At 60.1% G+C, this 19402-nt stretch carries 16 protein-coding genes, 1 tRNA gene and 1 other RNA gene; 12 read left to right on the forward strand and 6 right to left on the reverse strand.

The annotated features are described in order from the left end of the window. The first annotated feature begins 178 nt into the window (after positions 1-178). The 5 genes from IPM54_13705 to IPM54_13725 all read left to right on the forward strand — a co-directional run bounded on the left by IPM54_13705 (position 179) and on the right by IPM54_13725 (position 6791). The gene (locus IPM54_13705) at positions 179-934 is read left to right on the forward strand and encodes a hypothetical protein (protein ID MBK9260861.1); all 756 of its coding nucleotides are present in this window, start codon (positions 179-181) and stop codon (positions 932-934) included. 38 nt (positions 935-972) lie between these two features. Continuing rightward, positions 973-1395, forward strand: a complete 423-nt coding sequence (locus IPM54_13710; protein MBK9260862.1) for a rhodanese-like domain-containing protein — start codon at positions 973-975, stop codon at positions 1393-1395. A 303-nt stretch (positions 1396-1698) separates the two neighbouring features. Then, complete coding sequence (locus IPM54_13715) at positions 1699-3324, forward strand: TROVE domain-containing protein (protein MBK9260863.1); 1626 nt, start codon at positions 1699-1701, stop codon at positions 3322-3324. A gap of 320 nt (positions 3325-3644) precedes the next feature. Then, positions 3645-5204, forward strand: a complete 1560-nt coding sequence (locus IPM54_13720; GenBank protein ID MBK9260864.1) for a von Willebrand factor type A domain-containing protein — start codon at positions 3645-3647, stop codon at positions 5202-5204. A 63-nt stretch (positions 5205-5267) separates the two neighbouring features. Continuing rightward, entirely contained in the window at positions 5268-6791 is a 1524-nt protein-coding gene (locus tag IPM54_13725) for a hypothetical protein (protein ID MBK9260865.1), read from the forward strand. 13 nt (positions 6792-6804) lie between these two features. Here IPM54_13725 and IPM54_13730 read toward each other — a convergent pair whose 3' ends face one another. Then, entirely contained in the window at positions 6805-8727 is a 1923-nt protein-coding gene (locus IPM54_13730; protein MBK9260866.1) for an ABC-F family ATP-binding cassette domain-containing protein, read from the reverse strand. Between the two features lie 166 nt (positions 8728-8893). On the opposite strand from IPM54_13730, the gene IPM54_13735 reads away from it, so the two are divergent. After that, a complete protein-coding gene (locus IPM54_13735; protein ID MBK9260867.1) occupies positions 8894-10996 on the forward strand; it encodes a protein kinase in 2103 nt (700 codons plus the stop codon). Between the two features lie 75 nt (positions 10997-11071). Here IPM54_13735 and IPM54_13740 read toward each other — a convergent pair whose 3' ends face one another. Continuing rightward, on the reverse strand, positions 11072-12370 hold the full coding sequence (locus IPM54_13740; GenBank protein ID MBK9260868.1) for a DUF362 domain-containing protein: 1299 nt from the start codon (positions 12368-12370) through the stop codon (positions 11072-11074). A 147-nt stretch (positions 12371-12517) separates the two neighbouring features. Here IPM54_13740 and IPM54_13745 point away from each other — a divergent pair. After that, a tRNA-Leu gene (locus IPM54_13745) sits at positions 12518-12600 on the forward strand. A 21-nt stretch (positions 12601-12621) separates the two neighbouring features. Beyond that, positions 12622-13269, forward strand: a complete 648-nt coding sequence (locus tag IPM54_13750) for a DUF721 domain-containing protein (protein MBK9260869.1) — start codon at positions 12622-12624, stop codon at positions 13267-13269. Here IPM54_13750 and IPM54_13755 read toward each other — a convergent pair. From IPM54_13755 to purD, 4 genes are all read right to left on the reverse strand, one after another. Next, positions 13151-14017, reverse strand: coding sequence for an FHA domain-containing protein (locus IPM54_13755; GenBank protein MBK9260870.1), 867 nt, complete (start codon positions 14015-14017; stop codon positions 13151-13153). The two genes, IPM54_13750 and IPM54_13755, sit on opposite strands and share 119 nt — an antisense overlap. 9 nt (positions 14018-14026) lie before the next feature. After that, the gene (locus IPM54_13760; GenBank protein MBK9260871.1) at positions 14027-14932 is read right to left on the reverse strand and encodes an FHA domain-containing protein; all 906 of its coding nucleotides are present in this window, start codon (positions 14930-14932) and stop codon (positions 14027-14029) included. A 57-nt stretch (positions 14933-14989) separates the two neighbouring features. Next, complete coding sequence (locus IPM54_13765; GenBank protein ID MBK9260872.1) at positions 14990-15445, reverse strand: hypothetical protein; 456 nt, start codon at positions 15443-15445, stop codon at positions 14990-14992. Positions 15446-15560: 115 nt separating this feature from the next. Beyond that, on the reverse strand, positions 15561-16859 hold the full coding sequence (purD, locus tag IPM54_13770; protein MBK9260873.1) for a phosphoribosylamine--glycine ligase: 1299 nt from the start codon (positions 16857-16859) through the stop codon (positions 15561-15563). Between the two features lie 245 nt (positions 16860-17104). On the opposite strand from purD, the gene ffs reads away from it, so the two are divergent. From ffs to IPM54_13790, 4 genes are all read left to right on the forward strand, one after another. Beyond that, positions 17105-17192: signal recognition particle sRNA small type (gene ffs, locus IPM54_13775), an RNA gene on the forward strand. Positions 17193-17257: 65 nt separating this feature from the next. Then, positions 17258-18046: a hypothetical protein gene (locus IPM54_13780; GenBank protein ID MBK9260874.1), complete on the forward strand. Its 789-nt coding sequence runs from the start codon at positions 17258-17260 to the stop codon at positions 18044-18046. A gap of 62 nt (positions 18047-18108) precedes the next feature. Then, positions 18109-18870, forward strand: coding sequence for a TerC family protein (locus IPM54_13785; protein MBK9260875.1), 762 nt, complete (start codon positions 18109-18111; stop codon positions 18868-18870). Next, positions 18867-19388 (forward strand): DUF2914 domain-containing protein, encoded by a 522-nt coding sequence (locus tag IPM54_13790; protein MBK9260876.1) that lies wholly within the window; start codon positions 18867-18869, stop codon positions 19386-19388. The genes IPM54_13785 and IPM54_13790 overlap by 4 nt, the downstream gene beginning before the upstream one ends. Positions 19389-19402: the final 14 nt, after the last annotated feature.

Genomic DNA, 19402 nt, shown 5'->3' on the forward strand with positions numbered 1-19402 from the left:
CTTCAGTATTGTTACACCATCACGCGAATGTTCCAACGTTGGAACATTTCTGCACTGCAGCTTCAAATCTTTAACGCTGTCGGACGTCATAGGCTTTGGCGGGTTCGAGGGCCGCGGTGATTGCGCCGTGCCGAACGACCGTTGATCAACCCCTTTTTGCTTGGAGGAGGGCTTTTCCATGTCCGCCACGCACGACACTTCCGTTTTGTTTTCATTGAACAAGCTCATGGATTTGTACGAGACGCGCGTGCAGGAAGAGGAGCAAGAAGCCGCGCGAAAGGCCGAATTGGAAGCGCGTGCGCGGGCGGAAGCGGCGCGAGCGGCCGAGGAGCAAGCGGCGCGAAAGGCGCAGGAAGAGGCGCTGCAAAAGGCTCGGGAGGAAGCGGCAGCGCGAGAAGAAGCCGCGCGGCTCGAAGCAATACGGCTCGCGGCCATCGAGCGGGCGCGTATCGAGGCGGAAAAGCAAGCGCAGATCGAAATGCAAAAGCGGGCTCGAGAACATGAGCTGGCGCTCGATTCTCTGCGTGAGGACGAAAAGAAGAAAAGGCTCGAGCGGGCGATAAAGATGGGTGTCGCGTGTGGCGCAATGGCGGTCGTGGGCGCCGTAAGTCTGTATTTCGGCAAGCTCAAGCCGGAATACGAAGCACGGCTCGTGCAGCAGGCGGCGGACATCAATGCGCAATTCGAGGAAACGCGGCGTCTCGAGGCGCAGTTTGCAGCGAATCAGAAACGCATCGCGAAGGCGGAAAGTTTGCTGCAGCAATCGAAGGAAGCGGCTGCGGCCGCAGCACCAACCGCGCCGCCGCAGGCAGCAGCGCCACCAGTGAGCAAGCCAAAGGGCGCGGCGGGCGCGACGATCAAACCTCAAACGAAGGGTGGAGCGTGTTTGCCGGGCGAGCCTGGATGTGATTTGAATGGAAACCGGCTGTTTTAGTGGTACAAGAGAGCGGCATTTGTTGCTGCCGAGGTGCCATGGAAACGAATCGCTCGCTCGTCTTCGCCGTCATCATCATTCTCCTCGTAGCCTTCGCCGTCGGTTGCTCACGTGAAGCGGCCTCCGCGCCGGCCGAGCAAACCAATCAACAAACCGCCCTGCCCGATCGCGACCCCGCGCTCGCGCACAAGCTCGTGGGCGAAGGCGCCGTGCTGCTCGATGTGCGCACGGTGGACGAATATGCCGAGCGGCACCTGGACAAGGCCGTGAACATTCCCGTCGACAAGCTGAATGCACAGATGACGGAAATCGAAAAGCTCACGTCGGGCGACAAAACAAAACCCATCGTCGTGTATTGCCAAGCGGGTGGTCGCGCAGGTCGCGCCAAGTCGATGCTCGCGGCAGCCGGGTACACCAAGGTCACGAACCTGGGCGGCATCGACGACTGGGATAAGAAGTAATTATCTGTTTGGATAGTCGCTTATCCAGCAGGATAAGTTCCTCACGGCCAGCACGTCAAAACCAAGCCCAATCCCCCCGCATTGCGATGGTTTCGCCGCTCATCCCTACCTTGGCACGACGCCTGCAATAGCCTCGACACGAACGATTCGCCGAATGGCGGAACGTTCCCCCGAGCCCCGGGTAGTGAGGGCGGCGGTTACTTCGTTCTGAAACAAAAAACCGCCGCCAATGGTTCTCCCGGGCTCCTCGGGCGTATTTCGAGCCACGCAAACATCGCGCGTGGGGAACTCGGCAGGTTCGTCATGGCATTCTTCAGTTTCATCGACAAGGTTCGTTCGAGCGTGTCCAAGGTCGAGGCGCCCCCGGCCGAAGCGCATTTGAATTACATGGCCGGCGTTTCCTACGACGTGAAGTCGCCCATCACGCGCCTGCGTCTTGCGGCATCGACGTGTTTCTTCGGCGAGCCGATGTATTATCAGCCGGCGGACGAAAAGAATACGCGTCCGGCAAAGGCGCCGCATCCGGCGAATTTGTCCGACGCGCAGCGCGATTACCTGCGCAAGACGCTCGACGCGGTCGATCCGCAAGCGTGGCGCAGCCTGACGCCCGCCGCGCTTTTGGAAAGCACGATCGACGAAGCGCTCGCGCACGATGCGGAAGCGACGCTGCGGGAAGCCGTACGTTTGCGCAACGAAGAGCATATCCGCGTGACGCCGCAAGTGATTTTGGTGCGCGCGGCGAATCATGCGGACGTGAAAGGTACGGGCCTCGTGCGAAAGTACGCTCGTTCGATCGTACGCCGTGCGGACGAGCCGGCCGTGGGTTTGGCATACCAAATGTTTCGGTATGGAAAACCCATTCCGAATGCTTTGAAAAAGGCTTGGCGCGATGTGCTCCAGTCCTTCGATGATTACGCACTGGCCAAATATCGTTTGGAAGGGCGCGGAGCAAAAACCGTGGACGTCGTGAACCTCGTGCACCCGAAGAGCACTGCGGTCGACAAGCTCGCGAAAGGTGAGGCAAAAACGACGGGTCGCACGTGGGAATCGATTCTGAGCTCGCGCGGCTCGAATCGAACGGCGTGGCGAAAAGCGATGAACGTGATGGGACACATGGCGATGCTGCGCAACATTCGCAACATGCTCGACGCGGGTATCAGAGGCGAGGAAATCGTTCCGCGCCTCTTGAATGGTGCAGAAACGGGTAAGCAGCTCCCGTTTCGATACTATTCAGCCTACAAGGCGGTGGAAGAGAAGGCGCCGCCCGTGGTGCTCGATGCAATCGAAAAGTGCCTCGTGAAGTCCTTGGGTGAATTGCCGCGATTTTCGGGTCGCGTCATGGTGCTCGCGGACAACAGCGGTTCGGCGCAAGGTACGGCGACGTCGTCGATGGGAACGATGAAGGTCTCCACGATTGGAAACTTGACGGGAATCGTGGCGGGAATGCGAGCGGACGAGGGATACCTTGGTGTCTTCGGTGATTCGCTCGAAACGATGCCGGTGCGCAAAGATTCGTCGATTTTCGACCAATTGAAGCACGCCGAGCACATCGCCAAGGGAATCGGTCTCGGTACGGAAAACGGGGTCTGGACCTTTTTGGATCGCGCAATCCGTAAGCACGAGCATTGGGATTCGATTTTCATCCTGTCGGACATGCAAGCGGGTCACGGTGGGCTTTACGGGACAAACCCGCGCAAGTACCGTGAGTATGGTTGGGGACACGACGAAAAGTACATCGACGTGGCAAAGCTCGTGTCGGCGTACCGCAAGCGGGTAAACCCCAAGGTCAAGGTGTTCTTGGTGCAGATCGCGGGCTACAAGGACACACTGGTGCCCGAATTCTACGATCGGACGTACATCCTCGGAGGCTGGGGTGAGGGATTGCTCCGCTTCGCTGCCGAGATGTCGAAGATCGAAAAGGCATCTTGACCGCGGACTCGAGCCTTACAGCTCGAGACTTGATCTCGGGCTGTAAGGTTTCGCCAAGCGCTTCGTTTCCTCCCCCGAACACGGAGGGAACCGTCATCATGTTGCGCTCACGTACTGCCATCGCCATCGTTTCGTTCACCGCTCTTTGCCAAACGCTTTCCGCTTGTAGCGCAACAGCGCCCAACCAATACGCCGCAGATGCGCGCACCGGCAATGCGGAATATTCGACGCCTCATGATGCACCCGCAGGCACACCGATGGCCGATTCGGCTGCATCCGGCGGGGTCGCGCCCGAACCGGAAGCTCGGCAAGTGGCGCCCATGTCTCCGCCTCCGCCCGTGCAAATGCCTGTGCCGACCGGCCAAGCGTCCATGCCTGGAGCGACGACGGCCTCCGTCGCGCAGCCGCAGAAACAGCCGGCAAAAAGGGCCGAAGCGAAGGTCGCGGTCATGACTGCGCCGCCCCCGCCGCCTGCGCCCATTGCCGTCGCGCCGCCCGAGCCCAAGGGTACCGAGGATTATCGCGATTACGGCATCAATCCGGTCGTGGACCCCGCGAAGGATCGTTTGTCGACGTTCGCAATCGATGTCGACACGGCTTCCTATTCGATTTCGCGTCGCAAGATCATGGAAGGATCGCTCCCGCCATTTTCCGCGGTGCGCGCAGAAGAGTTCCTCAATTATTTCGATTATGCCTACCCGGCTCCGTCGAAAGGTCCGTTTGCAGTGCACTTTGCCGCGGCTCCGTCACCCTTCACCAAGGGCCATCACATCGTGCGCGTCGGTGTTCAAGGTAAAACCATTGCGGCAAGCGAACGGAAACCCGTGCACCTCGTGTACCTCGTGGACACCAGTGGTTCGATGCATTCGCCCGACAAGATTGGTCTGGCAAAACAAAGCCTGAAGCTGCTGACGAGCTCGCTACAAAAAGGCGATACGGTTGCGCTTTGCACGTACGCGGGCAGCGTGCGCGAAGTGCTCGCGCCGACGGGCATCGAAAACAAAGCAAAGATTTTGGCCGCCATCGACGATTTGGCCGCGGGTGGTTCGACCGCCATGGCGAGCGGCATCGAATTGGCATACAAGCTCGCGGAACGCACGCAAGTCAAAGGACACGTCAATCGCGTCATCGTGCTTTCGGATGGAGATGCCAATGTGGGCGCGACGTCGCATCAAGCCATTTTGGCGATGATCGGAAGGTACAAAGAAAAGGGCATTACGCTTTCGACCGTCGGGTTTGGCACGGGCAACTACAAAGACACCATGATGGAGCAGCTCGCGGACAAGGGCGATGGCAACTACGCGTACATCGACAGCGAAGTGCAAGCCAAGCGGGTTTTTCAAGACCAACTTTCGGGCATGCTCGAAGTGATTGCGCGCGACGTCAAAATTCAGGTGGAATTCGACCCCAAGGTCGTGCAGCAATATCGGCTCATTGGATACGAAAATCGTGACGTCGCCGACAAGGATTTTCGCAATGACAAGGTCGATGCGGGTGAAATTGGCAATGGGCACAGCGTGACCGCGATTTACGATGTCGTGCTCAAAAACACCACGGCCTCGCCGATCGTGTTGCGTCTTCGCCACAAGCCGGCGCTTGCTGGAGATACGGCGTCGGAGAGCGCATTCCCGATGAATACGTCGTCGATTGCCGCATCGTTCGAGGCAGCTCCGCGCAACTTCAGATTTGCCGTGGCGGTGGCTGGATTTGCGGAAGTGTTGCGACAGAGCCCGCATGCTCGCGATTGGGCCATGAAGGACATTGCTCGCATTGCGGATCAGGCGGCGGATTCACGAGCGGACCAGCAAGAATTCGTGAGCCTCGTGCATCGCGCCGAGCGTATTGCAGGCGGCCAGCGCGGTCCTGCCATCGCGCAGTGAAAAATCTTTGCTGCGCTCGTCCTACCCATTGACACGGCGCCGATTTCGTTTTCCCATCCGCCCGTGCAAATGCTCCTCCGCCAAAGCCTCCTCGTTCCGCTCGTGCTCCTTGCGGCATGCAACCGCGAACAGCCGCAAAGCGACATCAAACCAGCACCCGCATCAGCAGCGCCCGCTGCGGCAGCGGCACCGTCGGCATCGGCATCGGCTGCCGTCGTACCCGCATCGATCAAGCCTCCCGAGGGAGCGCCGGCGTGCACGGTGACCGACAAGAAAGTATGGGGCTCGGGAGCCAACAAATTGACCGGCTTGTCCGCGGTGGATCTCGGCGAGGGCAAGCATGGCGTAGGGCTCGCGCTCGGCGTCGATCCGCACGTGCTCGTCATCGAATCCACGGGAGAAGGACGTCTCGTCAAAGTCCCGGTCGCCAAAGGATCGCATTTGGCAAAGGCGCCGAAAGGCGATGAAGGCGTGCGGAAAGTCCTGCGCGTGACGCCTTCCAAGGTCGATGGCGAGAAAGTGTATGCATTCGTCGATTATCGTGACGAATACAAAGACAAACGCCGCCGCGTCTCATGCGGTCCTGCCGATACCAGCGATGCCTGGGGACATTTCGACGGCGTTCCGTGGCTCGATCGTCCGGAAAAACCCACCGGCGAAGAACGAGAAAAGCTGCTGAAGGGGCACGATTACGATCGCGGGCATCACGAAGACGACGGCAAGGGCAACGTCGACGAAAAGGAAGAGGAAAAGGGTTATCACGAATTACGCGATTGCCGCACGTTTTCGGATGGCAGCGGTCGAGCATGGATCGTCGGCTCGGAGCTCGAGGCCGATGAAAAAGAAGACAAGTCGCTCGAATGGAAGAGCACGCTCGTCGTCGATACCGGCCACAAAGACAATGAAATTCACCTGCACGAAATCGTGTTGAAAGGTGATCCGCCGGCGCTCGCATCATTCGAGATTCCCGTATCGCACAAGCTCGACGACGGTTCACTGCTCTTGGCCACGCGATGGAGCTCGTCGCTGCGCGTGGGCATTCTCGGCAAAAACAAACGCCTCAAGTCGAGACTCGCCAGTTACCCTGGTTTTCCGACCATTCCGTCGATCACGGAAGACGGAGACGACTTGGTGCTCGTGACTTCCGTGACGAAAGAAAAGGGGCATTTTGCGCTGCGTGGATTGCGCGTTCCAAAGGCTTCGCCTGTTTTGCCGAAAAAACTCCTCGCCATCGACACGCATACGGGCGATGCAGGGCACGACCATTCGCATGGCCACGACGAAGAGCTCGATCACCACGACCATTCGGAGACCGACCCGACCTTCATTCGTGATACGAAGGGCCGAAGGTGGCTTGCATTCATCGAAGGGAAACGCGGTCAAGGCAAATTGGAAATCGTGCCCGTGGATGAAAAGTTTTCGGCCATGGGCAAGCGTTTTTCGGTGATCGACGACAAGAGCCTCGCATCGGAAGCTCGGCTTTTGCCCCTCCCCGATGGCGCTCTTTTGGTGGTTTCGCTGCGCGATGGGGACAATGGCGTCGAAGTGATCACCGAGCAGCTTCGTTGCGAAGTGCTCAAGGAGTGAGCGATTGATTCCGTCAAGTGGCGGATTGCTTCTGTTCCAGCTCTTCCCAGCGAGCCACGAGCGCTGCTGCACGCGCCTTCGCTTCTTCGAGCTTTCGGGTCATCGCAGGTACTTCGGTCGGGCGTGACGAATAAAGCGACGGATCCGTCAGCGCTTTTTCGCAATCGGCCACTTCCTTTTCAGCCGCGTCCACTCGATCGAGGATCGTTTCGAATTCGCGTTGTTCGGCCCACGTGAGCCCCTTGGGCTTGGAGGTTTTTGCGGGAGGTTTGTCTTTCTGGATCGATTTCGCTTCCGCCTGGGCTGCTCGTGCCGCCTCCTCCCGCGCGGCTACGGCCGCCGCTTTCTGCATGAGGTAATCGGAATGGCCGCCGGCATATCGCACGATGCGCCCGTCTCCCTCGAAAACGAGCAGCGATGTGGCGACTCGGTCGAGAAACCACCGGTCATGCGTGACCACGATTGCGCTGCCGCCATATTCGAGGAGCATTTCTTCGAGCGCCGATAGCGTGGGTAAATCCAGATCGTTCGTGGGTTCGTCCAATATCAAAAGACCGTGTTTGTCCGCGAGCATGCGGGCAAGCGCGACCCGAGCACGTTCGCCGCCGGACAAGGATCGCACGGGCTGGCGTTGCGCGTGCGAATCGAAGGCGAATCGTTCGAGAAACGATCGCACTTCAATGGGCTGACCACCAAGCTCGATTTTATTTCCCGTCGATGCCACGTTGTCGTAGACCGACGCGTCTTCATCGAGGCCACTTCGATGCTGGTCGAAATAACCCAATCTCGTATTTTTGCCGATGACCACGGCGCCGCGCGAAGGCGATATTTCACCTAGAATCGTCCGCAGCAAAGTGGTTTTTCCCGTACCATTTCTCCCGACGATGCCGATCCGTTCGCCGGCCATGATCACCAGGTCCAGGTCGCGCACGAGCGTACGCCCGGCCAAATCTACCGATACGTTACGTAACTCTGCGAGCGTTTTGCCTGTGATGGAAGCTTCCGCGACGAGGCGTGCGGTTCGTTCGGCGCGTTGGGGGCGAGCGTCTTTGGCGGCTTCTGCGCGTTGAATGCGCGCCTTTTGTTTGGTCGTGCGTGCTTTTGGCTGCCGGCGCAACCATTCGAGCTCGCCGCGCAAAAAGTTCTGGCGGTTTTGCTCGGTACGTGCTTCGAGCGCCAGGCGTTCGGCTTTGGCCTCGAGATACGCTTCGTAACCGCCTTCGTACGCGTGCACGACGCCGCGATGTAGTTCGAGGGTGCGGTCCGCTATGCGATCGAGCAGGTATCGATCGTGGGTGACGACGAGCAATGCGCCTTCGAATTCTTCGAGCAGGTACTTTTCGAGCCACGTGATCGTTTCGACGTCCAAGTGATTGGAGGGTTCGTCGAGAATGAGCAATGTTGGTGGTGCGACGAGAATCCGTGCAAGAGCGACGCGACGTTTGTCACCGCCGGACAGTTCGCGAGCGGGAACGTCGGGGCGTTCGATGCCGAGGTGACCGAGGATTTCTTCCACGCGATGCATGAGATCCCAGCCGCCGTGACGTTCGATTTGCGCGGCCGCTTCGGCTTGCTCGGCGAGGAGTTTGTCCGCGTGCGGTTCACCGGCTGCGATGCGCGCGGACAAACGCTCGTGGTTTGTCTTGGCCTGTGACCAAGCGCCAAGTCCTTCGGTTACGATGGTTCGCGCGGTCGCGTCTGGATCGAGCGTGGGTTCTTGCGCGAGGTACGCGACGGAGGCTCCACGCCGTACGGCGACCGAACCTGCATCGGGCGCTTCGAGTCCCGCGAGAATTCTCGCCAGCGTGCTCTTACCGCTGCCGTTCGATCCGACCAACCCTACGCGCTGGCCTGTGTGGATCGATAAGGAGACGCCATCGAGGATGGTTTTCTGGCCATAGGACTTGGAGATGTCTTGCGCAACGAGGACCGGCACGCGCGAGACGGTAGCACCGAGCCGAACCTGGGGTTTGGGGCGAAGGGCGCCAAAGGCGATCCGAAGCCCCAAATGTTCAAACCAAAGGTCGTGAAGGCTCGATCACCATTCTGAAAATGGAGAACCTACGTTGACGAGCGAAGCGGTGATCTGTAGGATATCGTGGATTACCATGCATAACCGCGTCGTTGCCGACAGGTACGAACTGGTGCAACAAATTGGACGCGGCGCCATGGGCTTCATCTGGGAAGCAATCGACCAGCACCTGCGGCGTCGAGTGGCGGTCAAGTTGATGACCCAGGACCACATGGCGTCGAGCATGGCGCGGCTGCGCTTCGACCGCGAAGCCAAAGCGATCGCGCAGCTCAGAAATCCGCACGTAGTGCAAATTCACGATTACGGTATCCACGATGGCTCGCCGTACATCGTGATGGAACTGCTCGAAGGAGAAGACCTCGACAGTCGGCTCGAGCGGGACAATCGCATGCCGCTCGGGGTCGTTGCATCGATTATCAAGCAGGCGGCTTTGGGGCTGGCATCGGCACACGCCAAAGGCATCGTGCATCGTGATTTCAAGCCGGCCAACATTTTCCTTTCGCAAAGCGATACGGGTGAAGTCGTAAAGATTCTCGATTTCGGCGTCGTGGCGATGTTGTCGGAGCCCAACATCGATGCGGACGACGAAGTCCTTGGGCAGACGGCGGCGGGAACCATCGTCGGCACGCCGCTTTACATGAGTCCCGAGCAAATTCGCGGCGGCGTGGTGGACCATCGAAGTGATCTCTGGTCGCTCGCGGTGGTTGCATACCGAGCGCTCACCGGAGTGAATCCATTTGCCGGACAATGGCTCGGTATGCTGATGGTGCGCATTTGCACCGATCCATTCACTCGACCGTCGGAGGTCGTGCCAGCACTTCCGCCGGAAGTGGACAACTTTTTTGAACGAGCACTTGCCAAGGACCCGGACAAACGTTTTCGCAATGCGCGCGAATTCGCCAATGCTTTCGCGGCATTGACCGAACATCGAGAACGGGGCAGGGCCCGAATTCTGGTCGTGGACGACGAACCGGACGTCGAGCTTTTGGTCAAGCAGCGATTTCGGCAGCAGATAAAAAAAGGCATTTATGATTTCGTTTTTGCGTCGGACGGTTTGAATGCCCTGGAAAAACTCCGCAAGCATGACGACATCGACGTCATCATGACCGACATCAACATGCCCGGAATGGACGGACTCACGTTCCTGTCGCATGTCATCGATGTCGCCCCGCTCGTAAGGACCATCGTCGTATCGGCATATGGCGACATGGGGAACATTCGCACGGCGATGAATCGCGGTGCTTTCGATTTCGTCGTAAAACCCATCGACTTCAAAGATCTCGAAGTCACCATCGAAAAGACGCTCAAGCACGTGCTCGAACTGCGAAAGAATGCGCAATCGTCCGAAGAAAATTCCGTTTTGCGCATGTTCGTCAGCCCAAACCTCGTCGATCGTTTGCGCGCCAAATCGCTTTACGTGCCCGTCACGACAGGACCTGCATCGGTCGCATTCATCGACATCGCGGGAACGCATACCAAGGTGACGCCGAACAACATCGACGAGCTGGTTCGCACGCTGAACGCCAATTTCGAGGTCATCGTGCCGGCTATCACGTATCGCGGGGGCGTCGTGGAAAAGTTCGTGAGCGACGCGGTCATGGTGGTTTTCCAAGGCGAAGATCACGTCGGCCGTGCGCTCGATGCATGCCTGACCATTCGATCGCAGCTCCGCACGCTTGCCGTGCGTGCCGGCAAGGATTCTCCTTATGCGCTGGGCGTCCGCATGGGCATTGCGACGGGAAATATTTCCGTCGGCGAAGTCGGCTCGAAAGCCTACGGACGCCTCGAACACACGGTGCTCGGTATCGTGCCTCGTACAGCCGCAGTGCTCGAAGGCATCGCAGAGACAAACCAGATTCTCATTGACGAAGCAACCCATCGAGCCGCTCAGAGCTCGTTCGAATGCAATGCCCGCGAAATGACGGGCAAGCCCATCGCTTTCGACGTCTTCGAGCTCGTCCGTCGCAACGTAGCCGATACGGCTGCCAAACAAGTTGGCAACAGCAGCAGCGTCGACCTGTCGCTGTCGTCATCCAACGATCCCGTCGAATCCGCAACGATCGTCACCCACGACGACGGGCACGATGATCAGGCTGCGGCGTTCCGAACGACAGCCGAAGGCGACGACGCGACTTCGGACGACAAAACGCCCAAAGATCCCTCGAAGAACTAGGTGCTCAGCGCGCACGCGTCCGTGCGCGCCGACGAAGGGTCTGGCCTGGTTTACAGGCCAAACCCGTTCCAACTATCAGGAATGTGCGCGTGCGGCTTCGCGGTCTTTGCGCATCTGTCGGTGCTTCAATTCGGGGGATTCGGCGACCGCCATGCCAATGAGGCGGAAGCCTTCGACGAAATGCTTCAGCCCGATTCGTATCAGCTCGGGACTGACGGCGCCGACATCGGGAAATCCACGGCCTTCGGGATCAGCAGAAACATTGCCCCAATTCGCAAAGAGGCGGCCCCAGTCGCTCGATAGCACCTTCTGCACGTTTTTCTGGGCATACATCGGGTACCAAAACATGTCGTGGTACGCGACGGATGCCACGTAGGCCCACGGCGCGAGCCACGTCTTCAACGACCACTCGATCGGCCCCTTCAGCGGGCCCCAATAAATTCGATGCTGGTTGCGCGAGGCGAACGTCATCTCTTTGAAAGGACCCTGGAAATTCCAGTTTTCCTTCGCCGCGTCGACGTCACCGACGATTTCGATGTCGCGCACGTCGCCACAGCCGAGCCCGAGATCGTGCGCGAGCCTCACGAATTCGAGATCCCTCATCGGATCGAAGCCCATGAGCTTCGCGGCCACGGCATCGATCGCCACTTGATCAGCCGATGCGAGGATGACGTTTTTCACGTGCGGGATCATGCAGCGCGGGCCCGGACCATCACCGGCGAACGTGCCATCCATCACGGCAAATACGCCTCGATGGATCTTCTTCTGGATCATGAGCAAGTCGACGAGCGTCTTGTGAATGACCGGATGCGTCCAGTGGCGATGCTCGTTGAGCAGACCGCCGAACGCGTTCTTCATCGCGCCCGTGGTCGTCGTGAAGATGTGCGTCTTGACCGTCGGTAGATGAATGATGTTCTCCCCGATGAACCGCTTCGGGATGCTGAAGCCCTTCGGGTAGACCTCGTTCAAGCATGTGAACTTTTTCGTCAAGTCACCGACGGCGTCACGAATGTCGATCCACTCTTCGCCTTCGTAGAGGTGCACATTGCGCAAGCCGTGCGCATTCACCACGTCGACCTGCTTGTTTTCGCGCTCGCCGAGGTGCGCGTCGATCACGACGGTGCGGTTGTGGCAAGCGTGGACGAGCTGTTTGTCGTAGCCGTCCTTCAGCATGGCGCGGATGACGCCGTCGAGCTGCCAAGGGACCGTGGAGGAACCTGGGAAGAAGAAGTGCCAGGAGATGTTCACCTTCAGCGCCGTGTCGGCATCTTTGGCAATCACGTCCTGATAGCCCGCGAGGTTCATCAAGCGGTGGTAGTCATCGAGGACCGTGGCGGGGGACGTGCGTAAAATCGCGACTTTCGACTTGCTCATACAGACCTCGGCGCTGGCAGGCGCGCGGTATAGCATGGGAGACACGGTTGGCCCGGAGCCGTTCGACTCCGGCAACGAAACGCCTTAGTGAAGGATCACATTGCAGACCAGCCCCCGGATGCGCTAATGTCCGCGCTCTCGAATCGAGCCGAAGTGGCGGAATGGCAAACGCGGCGGATTCAAAATCCGTTGTCCTTACGGACTTGTGGGTTCGACTCCCACCTTCGGTACCCCGTTTGATCTAGAGCGAAGTGAAAAAGAAGAGAGCGCTGCGGGGAATTGAGCAGCTCGGAGCGGTGCTCGGCCGAGCAACCGAGATTTCGCCCCCCAAAGAAGCGCCTGATGCACGTGCTCCCGTGTCGGCTCGTGACTGGGAAGCGGCCGTGGGAACGCGCATCGCGGCTCGCGCCATGCCTGCGAAACTCGATCGCGGCGTGCTGCACGTGCGCGTGGCGAGCTCCACGTGGGCGCAAGAGTTGTCGCTGCTTGGTGAGCCGATCCTCGCGCAACTTCGCGCGCGTGGAATCCCGGTCGAAGCGCTGCGGTTTCGCGTGGGTCAGGTGGATGCGCCCGAGCGGAGCAAGACGCGAGAAGAGCACGTGCGCACGACACCTCCGGCCGTGCCGCTTCCTTCGAACGTGGCGGGTGAAGTCGAACGAGTGCGCAATGCGGAGCTGCGTGATGCGATTCGTCGTGCGGCCGAGAAAAACCTGGGATGGCAACGGATGAACCGGCGCGCGCAAGCGTCTGTCGAGACAAACGAACGGCGAGACGAAGGCGTTACGACACCGAGACCTGGCGCTCGAGGCCCTCGATTCGTTGGACCAGAAACCGATCGGCCGGACCGAGTTGCGGAGCCAGTTTCTGCATCGCCGCGACGTACGCGCGGATCAGTTTGATGTCGTAATTTTTGGCTTTTCGTACGACCGTGAAGAGCTCGTCGATGACGGCTGGAGGCAGCGGTGCATCGATGGACATGTAGAGGTCGAAGACGTAGTCGACCCATGCGCCTTTCGTCGTGGCAGCGGCAAGACGTGCGGCATAGAGCGCTGCGTATTCGGCGACGCCACCCTTGGGGCGACTGCCTTCCTTGGTTTTCTTGAGGATCGCCTGCAAGAGCGACGCGAGGATACGTTCGGCTTCGTCGGCACGCCCGAGAGCAAGGGCTTTGTCCGCCACGCCGCACAGAAGGCGCACCGACTGGAAACGACGCGCAGTTTCGGATGCGCCAAGTCGCCCATCGGGTGAGGATTTCGAGTCCATCGCCGCCGCTTCGATCGATGCGTGGATGTCGGCGACGTGCATGCCGCCAATCGTCTGCATCGCGCGGCGCTGCTCTTCGTCGGCGTGCGATCCGGGTCGATGGTCGTCCGTTTTGTAAACGACGATCTCTTGATTGCCGATGCGGATTTTGTCGCCTGGAACCAGCTCGCGCGACCCTTCGAGTTTCACGCCGTTGACGAGCACGCCGTTGCGACTGCCAAGGTCTTGCGCGACGACACCCGAGCTGCTCACACGAAGCACGGCGTGCTTGCGTGAGACGAGCGGATCGTCGACTGCGAGCTGGCATTCGGGGCCACGTCCTACGACGAAATCCCCGATGGGAAGCTCGAGGTCATGCGCAAGGTAGCGAATCCGAAACGGCATCTCGCATCCTCACTTAAGGCCCCCGAGGCGTTCCAATCCCTCGAGGCGCTGCAGCACGAACCGCTCGCTCGGCCCAAGGTTGGAAGAGCGCTTTCGCAACGATTCGACGTAGTTTCGTAGAATGGCCATGTCGAGCGTCTTCACCTTGCGCACCGCTGAATAAAGCTCGTCGACGACGGAACCTGGAACGAGCTGCTCGGTGCAGGAGTAGAGGGCAAAGATGTACTCGATCCAAGAGCCTTTGGCTGTCGCTGATGCAAGCTTGGCAGCATACATCGCAGCTTTCGCGGCAACTTCGTTCGGCGGTAAAGTACCTCCACGGGCTTTTTCCAAAAGTTCATTGAGCGAACGATGCAAAATACGCTCTGCTTCTTCGGCCCGACCCATCGTCAGCGCCTTGTCCGCGAGGCTGCCGATGAACGACAATGCCGTGACGCGACGGTCCGGCTGCGCAGGCCCAAACGGAGCACGCGACGAAGAAAAACTCAGCGATATCCCGGGCGTCGTCGACTCGCTCCACGGCTCCTCGCGTAGGTCCTCGCGCTGCATCATCGCGGCGGCAGTTTGTTGCGTCAACGTAGACGCACGCGTCGTGCCGAACGCGATCGACTCGGGTGCCGCGATGATGCTTTCGTCAGGTACGCCTTCGAGCACCATCTCCTGCGAACCGATGGTGATCCTGTCGCCATGAACGACTTCGACTCGACCTTCGATGATCGAATCGTTGACGCGCACGCCGTTGCGACTTCCCAAGTCTTCCACGGTCACGCCATCGGTACGCACCGTCAGCAGTGCATGCCGCCGCGATACGAGCGGATCGTCGAGCGCAAGTTGGCAGTCCGCGCTGCGCCCAATCACGAACTGGCCGATTGGCACCTCGAGCTCGTGCGAGAGATACCGCAGTCGAACCGCCATATTCGAGCCATACCAACGGCGCAAAGCGCCGTCAAAGTGGCTCTGTCGATCCCTTCGTCACGGGTCGCTGGAAACCACCCGCAACAGACTCAAGAGCAGCCTCGGATGCGAAAACAAGCCGTACACCGTGAGCCGCTCTGCCGTCATCGCCTGGGCAAAATCCCAAAGCGTCCGCTTGCCGAAGTCCCGACTGGTACGAAAGACCACTGTCGGAAGCCGCAGCCACGGCGACAGCTTCAGACGCGCAAGGTCGCGCAAGACTTGCTCGTCACCGCAGAGCGTCACGGACGGGATGCCCACCGCACCTTCGTGAACTGTGAGCCGACCGTGGTCGAATCGCATCGTGAGCACGGACTGCGTGTCTTGCGCGACGATGAGCACCGAGCCTCGTAGCGAACGAAAGTCACGGTTTTTCTTGGTCGAACGAGCGACGTTCCGACGAATTTGCGTCACGAGCTCGACGGCGAGCTGATTGTCCTCGGCACCTGGTGCAAGATCGATGATGGGTTCCACGGGCGTGCTGTCGCGCTCGAGCTACGTCGCAAATCGAGCAGCATGGTGAAGCATGACGGGGATGCGGAGCAGGGTCGAGTGGTCTCGATGAACAAGCCGCGCAGGCGTAGGGAGCTCAGGGACCAGTCGCGACGCCGGCCGCCGAAGCGGCGATGTCGCGTCGAAAATGGACACCGTCGAATGATATGTCGGCGACCGCAGCATACGCGTTGTCGCGGGCTTCAGCGATCGATCCGCCCGTCGCCGTGACCGCGAGGACTCGACCGCCCGACGTGACGATTTCGCCGCCCGCATCGCGCGTTCCTGCATGGTACACCGCAACGTTCGGACGAAGCGCTGCGCGATCGATGCCGGCAATCACGTCGCCCGATCGCGGCGCGGTTGGATACCCCGCGGCTGCGAGCACGACGACGACCGCGCTTCGATCGGATGCAATTCGCACAGCTTTCGTGTCGAGCGCTCCACGCGCCACGGAATCGCAGAGCGCTGCAAAGTCGCCTTCGATGAGCGACACGAGCGCTTCGCATTCAGGATCGCCGAAGCGAGTGTTGTGCTCGAGCAGCATGGGGTCACCCGCAGGCGTGATCATGAGCCCCGCGAAAAGAACGCCGCGCAGCGGCCGACCTTCCTTTCGCATTCCATCGATCGTCGGCTGCAAAATTTCCCGTTCGATACGCGCGAGAAGCGCAGGCGACACATGCGGCGACGGTGCATAGACGCCCATGCCACCGGTGTTGGGCCCGGCGTCGCCATCGAAGACGCGTTTGTGATCACGCGCGACCGGGAGAACGATGAACGACGTTCCATCCGTGACCGCGTGGACGCTCGCTTCTTCTCCAGCGATGACGTCTTCGATCACCACGGTTTGTCCTGCTTCACCGAAGCGTTTGTCCACGAGCATGTCCCGCGCCGCGGCGATCGCTTCCTCCTCGGTACGAGCGACGACGACACCTTTGCCCGCGCAGAGCCCGTCGGCTTTGACGACGATGGGCGCGCCACGGCGTCGAATCTCCGCTTCGGCTTCTTCGAACGTCGTCACGATGGCAAACGGCGCCGTCGGAATGCCGTGACGTCGGGCAAACTCTTTCATGAACGCCTTCGATCCTTCGAGGCGAGCCGCTTCGCGGTTGGGACCAAATACGCGAATGCTCGCTTGCTCGAGCGCATCCGCGACACCTGCACAAAGCAGTGCTTCCGGACCAACCACCACGAGATCGACGCCTTCACGACGCGCAAGCTCGACGATCGCTTCGGGTTTGTCCGCGGCACTGCTCGCGCGTCTGATGGGCGCGACGCGATCCGTACCCGGACAAACCGTCCCAGCATTACCGGGTGCAACGATGACCTCGGACGTGCTCACGCTGCGAGCGAGTGCGAGCGAAAGCGCGTGTTCGCGAGCGCCCGAGCCGAGCACGAGGACACGACGACCAGAGGAGAGGGCAGTGTCAGTCACGCGGGCGCGCTACCACGCACACGTGCGCTGAGCGATCGAAAAGCGGCTGATCCCATGGATCCTCCGCGGCAATCCCCACGCGGCTGGGATTTTTCAACGTGCCACTCGACACGAACGTGACGATGGGCTACGAAGGCGCCGTTGCACATCGTTCGTGGCGCATTCCTTTCGGACTGAGCCCGCGAGCGGGAATCGTGCATCATTGTTGTGGGTCTGCCGACAGCGCGCTGTGAACCCCGCCAGGACCGGAAGGTAGCAACGGTAGCGGAAAGCGGGTGTGGCAGGCCCTTTTCTTTTTGTTTTGCCGCATCGCTCGCGACTTGCCGACTCGGCACACGTCCGTACGCTACAGACCCGTCGTGGATCATCTATCTCTGGGCAACGACGGCGGCGGGCGCGCGCTCTTCTGGATCGCATTCGTCGTGTCTGCAGCGCTCGCAGCCGCCGCGGTCCGGTTTTCCCTCCACGAACCACTCATCGCTGCAGCACTGCTCGCCCTTGCAGGCGCCGCTGCGTTTTCCAGGTGGTGGTCGCGGCGGCGCCTTCGTCGCGTGATGCGTTCAGGCAACGTGATCGCCGTGCTGCAAAGCTGGTCGACCGCGCTCGAAAAAATTCCCTACCCCGCCACGATGGCCCCGCTCATGACGGCCACGGCGTTCGCCGCACACGGTTGGGTCGAAAGCGCTCGCGCGGCTCTCGCTGCTGCCGAACGAGGGCCCGCTTGGGAAGCCGCGCTCGAACACCGACTCTTTCTCGATACGATCTTGCTCGCGCTCGAAGGCGACCGAGACGCCGCACTCGAACAAGCGCGCCGACTCGCTCGCATGCCTCTGCCGGTGAAAAACGACGCGCTCCGCGATCGCATTCTTGGCATTCGCGTCGCAGTGGGTGCGTTCGCCCGAGCGTTTGCGCACCAGAGCGAACCTGGCGATGGTGAGCTCTTGGAACGCGCGAGCGAACGTAGCCCGCTCGTCTTTTGGGCGATGCGTTATGCAGCCGCGATCGTCGCGATCGATCGCGGGCAACACGCGAAAGTCCCGACCCTGCTCGAAGGTGCTCCGCACTGGCCGGAGGAATCGATCTTCCGAGCGTTCCACAGTGAGATCACCGATCACGCGCGTCTCGAATCATCCGCGTCGATGAACTGAACCGTCGCGCTGCGCCAAGCATTCGGCGCCTTGCGTCCTCTCGTGTTAAAGACGTCCAACTCATGAGTGCGCTCGAAGTCTTCAAACACGCCGATAGCTGGGCCAGCCTCGCAACGCTCACCGGACTCGAGATCGTTCTCGGCATCGACAACATCGTCTTTCTGACGCTCACGACCAACAAGCTGCCGCCGCATCAACAACCCACGGCGCGCACGTTGGGTCTCGGGCTGGCGCTGTTCATGCGTCTCGGCCTGCTCTTTGGCCTCACGTGGGTCATGGGTTTGACAGCGGATCTCTTCGTGGTGCTCGGTCACCCGATCTCCGCACGTGACCTCATTCTCCTCGGAGGAGGCCTCTTTTTGATCGCCAAGAGCACGCACGAAATGTTCGAGCGGCTCGAAGTGGATACACAAGAAGAAGGTGCTCCGAAGCCTCGTCTTTCATTTTCTTTCGCCGTCGTACAAATCGTTCTGCTCGACCTCGTCTTCTCGCTCGACTCGGTCATCACCGCCGTCGGCATGGCGCAGCACCTCGTCATCATGTCGACCGCCGTCGTCATTGCGATGATCGTGATGCTCCTCTTTGCCGGAGCGATCGGACGGTTCGTCAACAAGCACCCGAGCATGCGCATTCTCGCGCTGAGCTTCCTCTTGCTCATTGGCGTGCTGCTCGTTGCCGAAGGCATGAGGCAGCATATTTCCAAGGGTTACGTGTACTTCGCGATGGCCTTCTCGCTGTCCGTCGAGCTCGTCAACATGAAGCTCCGCACGCGTCAACGAGCGCCCGTCGAGCTGCACAATCGTTACGAGGAGGCTGTGAAATGACGCCGGCCTTTCGCTACGGCATCACGCTTTTCGCCATGTGGTCGTGCCTCGGTGGATGCGAAGAACGATCCGCCGATGGCGCTCCTGCCGTGCCAACGAGCAGCGCACCTGCCGATGCTGCAGCTCCGAGTGGCACTGGATCGTCTGCGCAACCAGCGCCTCCAGCGCCACCACCCCGCACGCGCGTACCGATCGAACTCCTCGAGCTCACGATCACGTCGGGCGTCGAGAAAAAGGAACCCGTCGACAAACTCAAGGCCGCGGCCCCTGGCACGCGCGTGTATGCACACCTGAAAATGCGCAACCGTTCTAGTGAAACGCGCGCCGTGCACGTCGACTTCCTGATCAACGGCAAACTTCGCACGCCCCTCAAGCTCAACATCGAACCATCATGGTCGTTCCGCACGTGGGGCTACAACACGCTTCAAGCATCGGACTCGGGCGAGCTCGAGGTGCAGGTCTACGACGACGCGGGCACGACGCTCGAAAGAGTCAAGCTACCGATCCGATCGAAATAAGTCCGCACAATCGT

This window comes from Polyangiaceae bacterium (assembly GCA_016715885.1).
Lineage (GTDB): Bacteria > Myxococcota_A > Polyangia > Polyangiales > Polyangiaceae > Polyangium.